At 44.8% G+C, this 12,971-nt stretch carries 14 protein-coding genes and 2 pseudogenes; 11 read left to right on the top strand and 5 right to left on the bottom strand.

What is annotated here, in order from left to right; genetic code table 11:
- Positions 1-10: 10 nt before the first annotated feature.
- Together NtB2_RS00285 and NtB2_RS00280 are read right to left on the bottom strand one after the other, a co-directional pair.
- A complete protein-coding gene (locus NtB2_RS00285; RefSeq protein ID WP_109244950.1) occupies positions 11-523 on the bottom strand; it encodes a hypothetical protein in 513 nt (170 codons plus the stop codon).
- Positions 523-756 carry a hypothetical protein gene (locus NtB2_RS00280; RefSeq protein WP_109244949.1) on the bottom strand — a complete coding sequence of 78 codons (234 nt, stop codon included), beginning with the start codon at positions 754-756 and terminating at the stop codon, positions 523-525. Before NtB2_RS00280 ends, NtB2_RS00285 begins: the two co-directional genes overlap by 1 nt.
- Positions 757-860: 104 nt before the next feature.
- On the opposite strand from NtB2_RS00280, the pseudogene NtB2_RS00275 reads away from it, so the two are divergent.
- A pseudogene (locus tag NtB2_RS00275) lies at positions 861-1,061 on the top strand (TRAM domain-containing protein); the annotation flags it as partial.
- A 177-nt stretch (positions 1,062-1,238) separates the two neighbouring features.
- Here the strand turns inward: NtB2_RS00275 and NtB2_RS00270 are convergent.
- Positions 1,239-1,730 (bottom strand): TetR/AcrR family transcriptional regulator, encoded by a 492-nt coding sequence (locus NtB2_RS00270; RefSeq protein ID WP_109244948.1) that lies wholly within the window; start codon positions 1,728-1,730, stop codon positions 1,239-1,241.
- Between the two features lie 152 nt (positions 1,731-1,882).
- Here NtB2_RS00270 and NtB2_RS00265 point away from each other — a divergent pair, with 152 nt between their 5' ends.
- The 5 genes and pseudogenes from NtB2_RS00265 (at position 1,883) to NtB2_RS00245 (ending at position 7,165) form a co-directional block, all read left to right on the top strand.
- Positions 1,883-3,295: an MDR family MFS transporter gene (locus tag NtB2_RS00265; protein ID WP_109244947.1), complete on the top strand. Its 1,413-nt coding sequence runs from the start codon at positions 1,883-1,885 to the stop codon at positions 3,293-3,295.
- 224 nt (positions 3,296-3,519) lie between these two features.
- Positions 3,520-3,669 (top strand): annotated as a pseudogene (locus tag NtB2_RS08710) (DNA-binding protein); the annotation flags it as partial.
- 248 nt (positions 3,670-3,917) lie between these two features.
- The gene (locus NtB2_RS00255) at positions 3,918-5,078 is read left to right on the top strand and encodes a tyrosine-type recombinase/integrase (protein ID WP_109244946.1); all 1,161 of its coding nucleotides are present in this window, start codon (positions 3,918-3,920) and stop codon (positions 5,076-5,078) included.
- A 149-nt stretch (positions 5,079-5,227) separates the two neighbouring features.
- Complete coding sequence (gene galE / locus NtB2_RS00250; protein WP_109244945.1) at positions 5,228-6,211, top strand: UDP-glucose 4-epimerase GalE; 984 nt, start codon at positions 5,228-5,230, stop codon at positions 6,209-6,211.
- A 141-nt stretch (positions 6,212-6,352) separates the two neighbouring features.
- Positions 6,353-7,165, top strand: coding sequence for a transporter substrate-binding domain-containing protein (locus NtB2_RS00245; RefSeq protein ID WP_109244944.1), 813 nt, complete (start codon positions 6,353-6,355; stop codon positions 7,163-7,165).
- A 252-nt stretch (positions 7,166-7,417) separates the two neighbouring features.
- Here the strand turns inward: NtB2_RS00245 and fabZ are convergent, their stop codons facing one another.
- Positions 7,418-7,873: a 3-hydroxyacyl-ACP dehydratase FabZ gene (fabZ, locus tag NtB2_RS00240; protein WP_109244943.1), complete on the bottom strand. Its 456-nt coding sequence runs from the start codon at positions 7,871-7,873 to the stop codon at positions 7,418-7,420.
- A gap of 180 nt (positions 7,874-8,053) precedes the next feature.
- Here fabZ and fabI point away from each other — a divergent pair, with 180 nt between their 5' ends.
- Positions 8,054-8,806: an enoyl-ACP reductase FabI gene (gene fabI / locus NtB2_RS00235; protein ID WP_109244942.1), complete on the top strand. Its 753-nt coding sequence runs from the start codon at positions 8,054-8,056 to the stop codon at positions 8,804-8,806.
- A gap of 55 nt (positions 8,807-8,861) precedes the next feature.
- On the opposite strand, the gene NtB2_RS00230 is transcribed toward fabI, so the two are convergent.
- Positions 8,862-9,383 carry a DoxX family membrane protein gene (locus NtB2_RS00230; RefSeq protein ID WP_109244941.1) on the bottom strand — a complete coding sequence of 174 codons (522 nt, stop codon included), beginning with the start codon at positions 9,381-9,383 and terminating at the stop codon, positions 8,862-8,864.
- A 186-nt stretch (positions 9,384-9,569) separates the two neighbouring features.
- On the opposite strand from NtB2_RS00230, the gene NtB2_RS00225 reads away from it, so the two are divergent.
- From NtB2_RS00225 to NtB2_RS00210, 4 genes are all read left to right on the top strand, one after another.
- Positions 9,570-10,217 carry a response regulator transcription factor gene (locus tag NtB2_RS00225; protein ID WP_109244940.1) on the top strand — a complete coding sequence of 216 codons (648 nt, stop codon included), beginning with the start codon at positions 9,570-9,572 and terminating at the stop codon, positions 10,215-10,217.
- A complete protein-coding gene (locus tag NtB2_RS00220; RefSeq protein ID WP_109244939.1) occupies positions 10,204-11,091 on the top strand; it encodes a sensor histidine kinase in 888 nt (295 codons plus the stop codon). Before NtB2_RS00225 ends, NtB2_RS00220 begins: the two co-directional genes overlap by 14 nt.
- Before the next feature lie 104 nt (positions 11,092-11,195).
- Positions 11,196-12,488 carry a 3-phosphoshikimate 1-carboxyvinyltransferase gene (gene aroA, locus NtB2_RS00215; RefSeq protein WP_109244938.1) on the top strand — a complete coding sequence of 431 codons (1,293 nt, stop codon included), beginning with the start codon at positions 11,196-11,198 and terminating at the stop codon, positions 12,486-12,488.
- The gene (locus NtB2_RS00210; RefSeq protein ID WP_109244937.1) at positions 12,473-12,955 is read left to right on the top strand and encodes a shikimate kinase; all 483 of its coding nucleotides are present in this window, start codon (positions 12,473-12,475) and stop codon (positions 12,953-12,955) included. The genes aroA and NtB2_RS00210 overlap by 16 nt, the downstream gene beginning before the upstream one ends.
- The last annotated feature ends 16 nt before the right edge of the window (positions 12,956-12,971 follow it).

Below are 12,971 nucleotides of genomic sequence, written 5' to 3'. Positions count from 1 at the left end.
TCCCCTCTCACTATTCTTGGGTTGGCGAACTCAACTGACTCACCAGTAATTTTTGATTTTTTATTTCCAGTCCCACCAAAAAGACCTGCACACTACTCGTTTGATCATTGATTTTAACCGTCACTAAGCCCAGCCATTCTCCCTTGTCATTCTGCCAAACCGAAAGGTTTTGACCCACAGACATGACCTGATTCGTTTCTCGCGACGCAGGTGTTCCCACTGCCAGTTGCTTTTGCATACTTGATGTCAAGAAAGGCTTTATAGCTGACTTTTGCGCATTAAGGGACGTATAGGTCGTATAAGCCGTTAGAAATTTTTGCACAAAATCCAATTCTTGACTGATGCTAAAGGAAGTTGCGGGAGGCTTCGCCTGACTTTGAGCCGTCACGCTTTCCTTTGAATTTTGCGTCGTTTGAGACGACACAGAGGGCTGTGACACATTCAAACCTGAACGACCACACGCAGAAAGGCTCAATAAGACCACGCCACTTAGCATAAGCAATCCCCATTTTCTTTGTTTCATCAATCTCTCCTATAATCGTAGTCTTCAACACTTTCCCGAAACTTTTCTAAAAGCTTCTTGTAAGCGGGCGAATGATTGGAGGGAATGGTTCCAAAATAATCCTCCGCCATTTTTTCAGCGGTTCGTTCTCCAAAACTGACAACATCTCTACTGTCGTAATCATAAATCCCTGCTTCATCAAGCAGGGCACTTTTTAAATCACGAACAGTCTTAAATTTTTCAAGTTTATTCATTACTTCAACTTTCTATTATTTTGGATTAACTCCTAATCAGAAAGAAATGGATTATTTTAAAAATTAATTTCCATTTTCGTGTCTAATTATTTGACATTAGTCCAGTCGTTGGAGAAACGATTGATGTGACGATTATTCGCGCGGGTTCTGAGCGCCAGCAAGGTGTGGCTTACTTGCCAGATGGCACGATGATTGTTATCGAAGATACAGCGAAAATGATTGATAAGACGGTGCGCGTGGAAGTGGCGAAAGTCTTGCAGACCAGCGCTGGTCGAATGATTTTTGCTGATTTGGTTAAGAAATAGTTTTTGACAGGGGACAGACTGACAGTGTTGCTATCAGTTCAACCTGTCCGAGAAGTCTAGGTGCTGAAGTACCTAGCCCCTTCGGCAGTTCTGTCAAAAAAGTTTGTTACATTTTTTGAGAAAGAATATGAGAATTTTCATGTTCTTTTTTTGACAGTTCTGTCAAAAAAACTCGCGTTATGCGAGTTCTTTTATAATCTGGGAAATAGTGTAATCACGCTCAAAAACGAGGCGCCAAGGCAGGACAATCTTTGCTGCTAAAATAGTCGCGCTCAGGTTATTGTCAAATGCTTGGGCGATTTCATTTTCATACATTGCCCACATTCGCAAAAGGCGGTCGTGAAGTGCTGGAGTGGCGCGAATCAGTGCGGGGAGCGAGAGATTTTCTTCGTTTTCCTGCTCAAGGCTTTTGAGCCAGTCAAGGTAAGTCTGCCAAGGATTTGTGCTGTCGTTGATGACCTCTAAAATCTGTTCAAGAAGTTCGCGCTCATTTTCAAAAATAATGTCTTCTTTGCTGGGAAAATACTGGAAAAGGGTTTTTTTGGCAATTTGGCAAGCCGCAGCAATCTCGGCGGTTGTCGTGTTATCGTAGCCTTTTTCGCTGAAAAGAGCGATACTTTTTTCGACAATTTCTTCGCGTTTAGCGCGTTTTTTTTCTTCTCTGTTCATGATTACATTGTAACTCAGTTACTTATCTTTGGCAAGTGAAAACAGAATAATGTAACTTGATTACTTTATTTTTGACAAAGTAGATGAGAATGTGTATAATGAATTTTGTAAAAAAGTAACTTAGTTACACTTTTGAGGAAAGAGGATTTATCATGAAAAAAACGAGTTCACTCTTGTTGATAATGGTTCCGTTAATGCTGATTTTATTTGTTTCGTCACTTGACCAGACGATTGTCGCAACAGCTTTACCGAGTATCGCGAAGTCGCTGGCGCAGCCGCAATATGTGGCGTGGACAACGACGGCTTATTTGCTGACAAGTTCGGTGACAACTTTGTTATTTGGACGTTTGGGCGATCAGCTGGGACGGAAAATTGTGCTGCAAGTGTCGCTTGTGATTTTCCTACTCGGCTCAGCCCTTGCTGGCTTAGCACCGACGATGCTGTTCTTGATTGTCATGCGCGCTTTTCAGGGAATAGGCGGTGGCGGTTTGACGGCGCTGGTTCAGGCAACGGTCGGTGATTTGGTGCCAGCGCGTGAACGTGGCGCTTATCAGGCACTTTTAGGGATTGTACCGTCATTGGCAGTGATTGCTGGGCCATTTCTTGGTGGTTTCATTGCTCAGATGGTGAGCTGGCGTTGGATTTTTTATATCAATGTTCCGGTTGGTGTGCTGGCTTTTGTGCTGCTGGGGGCTTTATTGCACTTGCCAAAAGTACGAAAAGTTGGGCAGGTAGATTTTCTGGGCGGACTTTTGGCAACGCTATTTACCACGGCGCTCTTGCTGATGACGACTTGGGGCGGGAATACTGTGGCTTGGATTTCGCCATTGATTATTGGGTTGATTGTGTTGGCGGTGCTGAGTGTGCTTGGCTTTATCTTCGTGGAAAGACGTAGAAAGCAGGCGATATTGCCTTTGGGATTGTTCAAAAAGTCAGTTTTTGCGATTTCTAGTTTGCAATTTGCCTTGGCGAGCTTCGTTTTATTTGTGCTGATGTTGTTTACACCGATGTATTTGCAGACGGTGCGCGGTTTTAGTGCAAGTCGTGCGGGGCTAGTGATTATTCCGATGATGTTGGGGCTGGTCGTTGGTTCGGCGGTAACAGGGCCGATTATCACGAAAACGGGAAAATACAAAATTTATCCGATTATTGGGAGCTTTTTGATGGGAATTTCCAGTTTATTTTTGGGAATGTTGACGGTGCGGACGTCTTTGCTGGAGTTGATTGCGCTGTTGGTGCTTTCTGGAATTGGACAAGGGCTGATGATTCAAGTTGCTTTGCTTGCTGGACAAAATGCGGCACCTTATCAAGATTTGGGGGCGGCAACAGGCGCGTTGAATTTCTTTAAAAGTCTTGGTGGCGCTTTTGCTGCGGCAATCATGGGAACCTTGCTCAATGCTGGTATGAAGCATTTGACAGCAGTAGCAGCATTTGGACGACTGTATAGCTGGCTTGTCCCTCTGATGCTGGTAAGTTTCGTGCTTGCTGTATTGATGAAAGAATTACCCCTGTCAGATGCGATGATTTCCGTGCTGAAAGAAGAAGTTGATGTGCCAGAATACTAAAGAGACTGAGAAAATTTTTTGACAGAGTTGTCAAAAATTTTTTTCATATTTTCAGAGAACACTTACAGTTTGGAAATTTTGCTATAAAAAATAAAGCAATCAAATCAAAGGGTCAACCATACACTTCATGGTTGATAATTTCAAAACAAAAATAAAAATTCACAAAAAAATTCACGAACGCGTTTAGAACAAAAAACATGGAGTAAAAAAATTTTACTCCATATACTTTGAGTAATGATTTGACAGAAATGAGACGACTCCCTCAGTTTGAAAGTAAAATTTTGAATGTGGGGCATAAACGGGTTTATATTTCTGTGGAAGGTTATGAAGCATTTTTGAAATATAAATCAGCCAGTCAGGTTTCTGATTACTAAGCTGAGATGAAAGAATAGTAGTAAAAGCTTTGTTTTGCGTTTAGCGTAAAAATTCCTGTGAAAAAAGTATGAATATATGGGCATAAATATAGCAAGAAATGGGGGAGCAGTGGTAAAAATAGGCAAAAAATGGTATAATACAGTGGACATCTTTGAGAAATCCTGTTTTCAGATTTGTGAGAATTTCTCGGTATTAGAGTGTCAGAGACCTATTTCTACCTACTGAATGTGTAGGGAGGAAAAATCAAATGTTTTACAAAAAACTTCAAAATGGGAAGGTAAAATTTTATGACACTTATTTGACATTGAAAGGCAAGCGGCGTCAGGTTTCGGTTACAATGAATACATCAAGTAGCCAGTCTCATCGGGAGGCAAGAAAACGGATTGAACTGAAAATAGCTCAAAAATTATCTGAGGAAAAAAATGCGGATGATTTGTTGCATAATGCAACTTGTAGGCAAGTGTTTGAGAAATATTGGTTAATACGTGAAAAGGAAATCGCAGCTACATCCGCGCAACAAGAAAAAAACAATTTCAAAACATTCTTTGATGATTTTGAATTTGAAAATAAGCGAATAAAGAGAATTGAGAGTGTAGAACTTCAAAACTTTGTTTCTTTTTTCAGCTCTACTACGACTCAAAAAACGTATAAAAGGCTACTTGTTCAATTTTTTGATTTCGCTTTTCAAATGCGTTATATTGATGTTAATGAAGCGGCTAGAATTCGACTGCCAAGGCAAAAAGTAACTTTTGAGGCCATTCAAAAACGAGAAAATAAATTCTTTACGATTGAGGAATTTAGGGAATTTGTAGAGGGGGCAAAGCTATACATTGCTGATCTTCACACAAATTATCAGCGTGAAACGGCAGAAAGAAAACTTTTGCTTGTTGAGTTCCTGTTCTGGACAGGATTGCGATTTGGCGAGGCGACCGGGCTGCTCTGGGAAAATGTTGATATTCTCAAACGAGATATTTTCATTTGTCATTCTTGGTCAGCAGATTTACATGCTTTAGGACCGACTAAAAATGTTCAATCTATCCGTCATGTTTCACTTAACGAGCGGGCGGTTGAAATTTTAGAAGAGATGAAAAGGCGTGTGCGTGAGTCTGAATTTATCTTTATCACAACTGGAGTGAAACCTTTTAGTAATCCTAATCTTAACGCTTTTATGAAAAAAGTTGGAGTAAAAGCTGAAATATCAGGGAAAATAGCTTCTGATTTTTCGGCACATATGTTACGCCATAGTCATATCACACTTCTTGTAATGTTGGATATTCCGCAAAAAGTCATTATGGATCGTGTGGGGCATTCAAATCCTAGGACGACAAGCGACATCTATACTCATGTGCTAAAATCACAAAAAGATGAAGTAGTTTGGAAGTTGAATGACTTGAAATTACTTGCTTGAGGGTAAAAAAACAGGCATAACAAAAGTCACAATTTTAGGCATAAATATTGGGAAATATGAGGAAACTCGAAAACTAACAAAGTGCTTAAATCCCTTATAAAATGGGCTTTGGGACGCATAAGGAAAAATAGAAAAGAGGAATTTTACGAATGACAGTATTAGTACTTGGTGGGGCTGGCTATGTCGGCTCACACGCTGTGGATATCCTTTTGAGCCGAGGCTACGAGGTAGCTGTGGTGGACAATCTGGTTACAGGCCACCGTGAAGCCGTCCCTGCAGGCGTTCGCTTTTATGAAGTGGACGTCCGTGACAAGGACGCCCTCTCAAAGGTCTTTGAGCAGGAAAAAAATATCGAAGGCCTGATGCACTTCTGTGCTTACAGCCTGGTCGGCGAGTCGATGGAAAAACCTGCCATGTATTTTGACAATAATGTCGGCGGTTGCATTTCTATCTTGGAAGTCATGCAGGAATTTGACGTTAAGCACATCGTCTTCTCAAGTACAGCAGCAACTTTCGGGATTCCAGAGTCATCTCCAATTTCGGAAAAAACACCACAGAAGCCAATCAACCCTTATGGCGAATCTAAGCTTATCATGGAACAGATGATGAAGTGGCAGTCTGAAGCGACCGACATGACCTATGTGGCCCTGCGTTACTTTAATGTCGCTGGTGCCAAGGGCGACGGTTCTATCGGTGAGGCCCATAAGAATGAGACCCACTTGATTCCAATCATCCTCCAGACCGCCCTCGGCAAGCGTGATTTTATTACCATCTACGGCGATGACTACAAAACAGCCGACGGGACCTGTGTGCGGGACTACATCGATATGGAAGATCTGATTGATGCCCATATCAAGGCTCTCGAATACCTCAAGGCCGGCGGAAAATCAGACCAGTTCAACCTTGGTAGCTCAAAGGGTTATTCTAATTTGGAAGTCCTTGAGACCGCCCGCAAGGTCACTGGAAAGGAAATTCCAAGTAAGATGGGCGAACGCCGTCCTGGTGACCCAGATGAGCTGGTCGCTGATTCGACCAAGGCTGGAGAAATCCTTGGCTGGCATGTCCAAAACGGCCTGGAACACATTATTGAGAACGCCTGGAAGTGGCATAGCTCACATCCAGATGGTTATTAAAAAGAAGAACTTTATAAAAAAGACGATAGCAGTTTGAGCTGTCGTCTTTTTTTGATTATTTATACATTTATTCTTGACAACCTCCAGAATAAATGTATAATAATACATAATCACAAAATAAATATACGCATTGGAGAAAAGATGAAAATAAAAGTTATCCTCACAAGTTTACTGGCACTTATCGCTACAGTCAGCCTAAGCGCCTGCTCGAGCAAGGGCTCAGACTCAAATGCCCAAGTCAATAAAATCAAGGAAGCCAAGGTCTTGAAGGTCGGCCTCCAGGCTGACTATCCGCCTTTCGAGTTTCAGAGCCTTCAAAATGGTAAGAACCAAATCGTCGGCTCAGACATTGATTTGGCCAATGCCATCAGCAAGAAGCTGGGCGTGAAGCTAGAGATTGTCAACATGTCCTTCAACAATGTCCTGTCCAGCCTCCAGGCCGGCAAGATTGACCTGGGAATCTCAGGAATTACAGCGACCAAAGAGCGTGAAAAGGCCTTTGATTTCTCAGAGCCTTACTATACGGCGGATAATTACTTGTTGGTTAAAAAGTCAGACTTGAATAAATATCAATCGATCGACGACCTAAAGGGCAAGACCATCTCTGCTCAAAAGGGCTCGGTTCAAGAAAAAATCGTCAAAGAACAGCTCAAATCAGCCAACCTGGTATCGCTGTCTGCCGTCAATGACGAAATCAATGAAGTCAAGGCAGGCCTGGTCCAAGGGGCTGTCATCGAAAACCTCATTGCCAAGTCCTATGTCGCCCAAAACCCAGACCTGGCCATTGTAGACAGCGTCAAGCTCAAGACAGAAGATGCTAGCTATGCCGTCGCCATGTCTAAGGATTCTGGCAATCTTAAAAAAGAAGTCGATGAGGTCATCAAGCAAATGAAAGCTTCTGGAGAGCTGGAAAAGTCGATTGATCATAATTACAGTTTGTCCCAGGCAAAGTAGGCTGAGTCTGCAAAGCAGACCGCCTAAAGCTTAGCACTACCAAGCGAGCGAAAACTAGCGTGTGGAAATCATCGGCAAATTAGAACAAAGGCCATGTTCCACCGATGAGTTCCACCTTGAGCGGAGTAAAGCGAATTCCAGGCACAAACCAAAAAAGAAGGCTAAATCTGTAGCCTTCTTTTTTCTGCTCTACTAAAATTCTACATCGACAAGCACTGCTCAAAAGAAAAGAGCCCATCTGGACTCTTCCAATTATTTCGTCTGTTCAGCCGCCTCGTCAACGATAAAGGTAAATTGTGCTGTAGTGACCTTCTTGCCATCAACGTAGGCCGTCGCATCGGCTGTACCGACCTTGCCACGGAATTTGGTGATTTCAAATTCAAGCTTCATCACGTCGCCCGGTGTTACCTTTTGACGGAATTTTGCCTTGTCAATACCGCCGATGTAGGCCATCTTTCCTTGGAATTCTTTCTTTTTAAGAATCAGGATAGAACCTGCCTGGGCCAGGCTTTCAAGGATGAGGACACCCGGGAAGGTAGGATTGCCTGGGAAGTGGCCATTGAAGACCTCTTCATTGATGGTCACGTTCTTTGTTGCTACAATTTTATCTTCGGTCAATTCATCCACATAGTCGATGAACATGATAGGATAGCGGTTTGGGATAACTTCCATGACTTCAGTCGCAGTCATTGCAATATTTTCTGGCATGATTTCTCACTTTCTGACGCTTTAATTTGTATTATAAAACAAATCCTTGACTTTTAAGAGAATTTGATTTACAATTTTACCTATAAAGTATTTAGACAAGGCAAACTATTATAAGCATAAGTTTATCAATAAATGCAGTCGTTGTCAATTTTTTATTATCTTGGAAGGAATTATTTTTTTATGTTTTTAGAAGGCAAGAAGATTGTGATTATGGGCGTTGCCAATAACAAATCCATCGCTTGGGGTTGTGCAAAAGCTATGAAAGACCAGGGAGCAACCCTGATCTATACTTATCAAAATGAACGGATGGAAAAACAGCTGGCCAAGCTCGCTGAAGCTGATGACATCCTCATCGAATGTGACGTGGTTTCTGACGAGTCTATCGCGTCAGCCTTTGCTGAAATCGAATCAAAAGTTGGCAAGATCGACGGCCTTGTGCACGCCATTGCCTACTCTAAAAAAGAAGAGCTGGGGGGCAACGTCTCAGACATCTCTCGTGACGGCTTTGCATTGGCTCAAGACGTTTCAGCCTACAGTCTCCTTGCTGTTGCCAAGGCTGCGAAACCTCTCCTTAATGAGGGTGCTGGTATCGTGACCCTGACCTACATGGGCTCAGTTCGTGCCATCCCTAACTACAACGTGATGGGAATCGCCAAGGCTTCACTGGAAGCCAGCGTCCGCTACCTGGCAGCTGAGATGGCCCACATCGGTGTCCATGTCAACGGGATTTCTGCCGGAGCCATTAAAACCCTTGCCGTATCAGGCGTTTCAGGCTACAAGGACTTGATTAAAGAGTCAGACAGCCGTACAGCTGACGGTGTCGGTGTGACCATCGAAGAAGTCGGCCAGACCGCTGCCTTCCTCGTGAGCCCGCTCGCTGCAGGTGTTATCGGAGATATCGTCTATGTTGATAAGGGTGTCCACCTGACTTAATGAATATGAGAAAAGCCCAGCAGTTAAATCTGCTGGACTTTTTTATTTGCTAAGCTTATTCAGCAAGCTTTCTTGTCTCAATATCATTATTGAGGAAGGGAATGATTTTGCGGAGGAATGGAGTTACCCAGTAGTCTAGCCCGATTTTAGCAGCATTGAAGCCGGCCATCAAAATCAGGAATTGGAGAACAATGTAGGTCGGATTGACAGAAACCACGCCTGAGAGCAGGTAGGTAAAGTTCATCAGGATTCCAAAGAAGGCAGCCGCCAGAGTCAGTGTCCCGAAAATCAGACCCAGACCGACTAAAAATTCGCCCCAAGGGACCAGGAAGTTAAAGAAGCTGGCATCATGTCCGCCGTTGGTTGTCGCATTGAGGAAGTGGGCAAACCAGGGATAAGAATAAGGCTTTACCGCAGTCCCCTGATGCAGGGCACCCGTAATCAGGCCTTCAGCATGGAAGCCGCCCTTGGTCGTCAGTTTTTCCCAGCCGTCCATCATCCAGAGGTAGCCGATATAGATACGGATGAGCGTCATCAGCCACATGGCGATTTTGTTTTGACGTAAAAATTGAATCATAAAAGTACACTTTCTTTGTGATTGTGCAAGCAATCACATATTTGACACACACAGTATATCAGCATCTCGGGACAATAGCAAGGAAACTGGCACGAGAAACAGGATTTTTTTCGCTAGCAAAAATGGGCAAGGCTGTGATAAAAATAAGTCTGAATTTTTGCTATAATAATTAGAAAAGGAGAGCCAATGAACAAGATTTTTATTGTGGAAGACGATAAGACGATTGTAGACAGCCTAAAAAATGTCCTCAAGGAGGACTATCAGGTCAAGAGCGTGACGGATTTTCGAGCAGTAAAGCAAGAGATTCTAGAGTTTGAGGCGGATCTGGTCCTCATGGACATCGGCTTGCCCTTTTTCTCAGGCTTTTACTGGACGACAGAGCTCAGAAAGCTGAGCAAGATGCCGATTATCTTTATTTCATCGAGCTCAGATGAGATGAATCAGGTCTCTGCCATGAATCAGGGGGCGGATGATTTTGTGACCAAGCCTTTTTCATTAGAAATTCTGAAGGCTAAGATAAAGGCTGTTTTACGGCGTTTTGAAAGCAGTAAGCTGACCTTTGCAGGCTATGAATTATTGGATGGCTTCTTAATGAAGGACGATGCTCAAATTGAATTAACAGCTTCAGAAAACAAGGTTCTGAGCCTGCTTTTTAAGGCCGAAGGCGAGCTGGTCAGCAAGGAGGCCCTCCTTCAGGCCCTCTGGCAGACCGATGAATTTATTGACAGCAATACTTTTAATGTCAAGATGACGCGACTCCGCAAGAAGGTCGCAGAAATCGGCTTTGACGAGCATATTACAACGAAGCGGGGCAAGGGTTATGGACTTATCTGACTATTTTAAGACAAAAAGGGCCGAGTTCCTGCTTTTCTTTTTGAGCCTGGCGGTCTACCTGCTGACCTTTGTCCTCTGGCACCTGCCCTTATTCGCCCTCATCAATGCGACGGCCCTGGTCATCGTGATGATCTTTGTCTATTCCTTTTTTAACTATCTCCGTTTTAGAAAAGAAGTCAAGGAGCGTTTTGAGCTGGAATGCAGGCTGGATGAATTGACCAAAAAGGTCAGTGAAATTGAGCTGGCAGACAAGGAACAGCGGGACCTGATGCGGATTTGGTCCCACCAGATGAAGGTGCCGATAGCGGCTATGGACCTGATGTTGCAGACCTCGGAGACCATATCCAGCCGGGACTTAGAAAGACAGCTTTTTGCCCTGGACAACTACCTGAACATGTTGCTGGAGAGCGTTCGGATTAAGAATTTATCGACGGATTTTCGCTTTGAAGAAGTTTCGCTTGCTGACCTGGTTCGCTCAATTATTAAGAAGTATGCCAATTTCTTTATTCAAAAAGACCTGTCGGTTGAGATTGATGGCGACTGGCAGTTGACGACCGACCGGCGTTGGCTGACGATTGCCCTTGAGCAGTTGGTCAACAATGCAGTCAAGTACACGGATAAAGGGGGCCTTATTGTCCGTATCAGTGAAGGCGAAATCCGCCTGATTGACACAGGTCGCGGCATTCTTCCTGAAGATGTCCCCCGCCTCTTTGAGCATGGGTTTACAGGCTACAACGGCCACCTCAACCAGCAGAAGTCAACGGGGCTGGGTCTTTACTTGACCAAGCTGATTTTTGACAAGCTGGGCTTTAAGGCAGAGGTCAATTCAGAAGTAGGCAAGGGGACAGAAATTGTCATCCGAAAAATGAGCTGAAAAGACAGATAATATAAAGGCCGGCTGGCCTTTTTCCTTGCTATAAATGTTCTTGAAATTTTGCTATAATTAAGAAATATAAACTGATAAGAAAGCTGGTAGAAATGAAGCTTAAAAGCAAACTTCAGGGCAGCAGGGCTGTCTTGACCGTCCCAGGCGACAAGTCCATCTCACACCGGGCGGTCATGTTTGGGGCTCTGAGCCAGGGCAGGACGACGGTTGACGGCCTCCTTCAGGCTGAGGATGTCCTAGCGACCATCGAGGCCTTTCGGGCCATGGGCGTCGATATTCATTTTTCCGAAAATGGAGAAGTCCTGACGATTGAAGGACGGGGCTTCGACGGCCTCAAGCCAGCCAGCCAGCCCCTTGATATGGGCAATTCTGGCACGACGACCCGCCTGATTTCAGGTATTCTAGCAGGTCAAGCCTTTGAGACAGAGCTTTTTGGCGATGCCTCCCTATCAAAGCGGCCGATGGACCGGATAGCTGTCCCTTTGCGGATGATGGGGGCTGAGGTCGATGGCCAGGGCGAGCGGGTCCTGCCACCGCTGAAAATCAAGGGTCGAAAAGGGCTCAAAGCCATCGACTATAGACTGCCGGTTGCCTCTGCCCAGGTCAAGTCGGCCTTGATTTTTGCAGCTCTCCAAGCTGATGGAAAGTCTCGGATTATCGAAAAAGAAAAGACCCGTAATCACACTGAGGACATGCTGGTCCAATTTGGCGGTCATCTCGAGGTCCAGGGTAAGGAAATCTTTATTGAGGGCGGACAAAAGCTGACGGGTCAAGAGCTGACGGTTCCCGGCGACATTTCCTCTGCCTCCTTCTGGCTGGTGGCCGGACTTATTCTTCCAAATATGGAAATTGTCCTTAAAAATGTTGGCGTCAATGAAACGAGGACAGGTATTCTTGACGTTATCAAGGCTATGGGGGGCGAGCTTGAAATCTCTGAGTTTGACGCGAAGGCCAAGTCAGCGACCCTCACTGTCCGGAGCTCTGAGCTAAAAGCAACACGTATTGAAGGGGCATTGATTCCTCGCCTGATTGATGAGCTCCCGATTATCGCCCTTTTGGCCACACAGGCCGAAGGTGAGACGGTCATTGCAGATGCTGAAGAGTTGAGGGTTAAGGAGACTGACCGGATTGCTGTTGTGGCAGATAGCCTGAAAAAGATGGGGGCGACGATTACAGCGACTGACGACGGTATGAGAATCCAGGGCAAGAGCCGCCTGCATGGAGCCCAGCTTGACAGCCATGGTGATCACCGGATTGGGATGATGGTGGCGATTGCAAGCCTGCTTGTGCAAGAAGGCGAGGTCGAGCTTGCTGGAGCTGAGGCCATCCGGACCAGCTATCCCAGCTTTTTCGATGATTTGGAGGCCTTATGCCAGTCATACTGATCGGATTTATGGGCGTGGGAAAGACCAGTCTAGCCTATCGGCTCGACCCGAATTACATCGATTTGGACCGGGCAATTGAGCGGAAAATCAAGCGACCGATTGCCCAGTTTTTTGAGCGTTTTGGAGAGGCTGAATTTCGCAAGATCGAGCATGAGCTCCTCGCGAGCTATGCCGAGCATAAAGGTCTGATTGCGACCGGTGGCGGTATTGTCGAATATGCCCCTAATCTTCCAATTTTGGAAAAAAATCCCCAGACGATTTATCTTAAGTCTGACTTTGAGGACCTCTATGAGCGAATCAAGGATGACCCGTCGAGACCGCTGACCCTGCAAGGCAAGGTGGGACTCAAAGAACTTTTTGAACGGCGGGCTAAGCTCTATGAGGCAGTGGCCAGCCAGACCATCGACGTCAGCCAAAAAACGCCAGACGAGAGTCTCCAGGCCCTAAGAGAAGTCCTCGGACATTAACATTATAAAAGGAAAC

The organism is Lactococcus termiticola (assembly GCF_003116835.1).
Lineage (GTDB): Bacteria > Bacillota > Bacilli > Lactobacillales > Streptococcaceae > Lactococcus > Lactococcus termiticola.
This window is presented reverse-complemented; position numbering and strand designations above follow the sequence as displayed.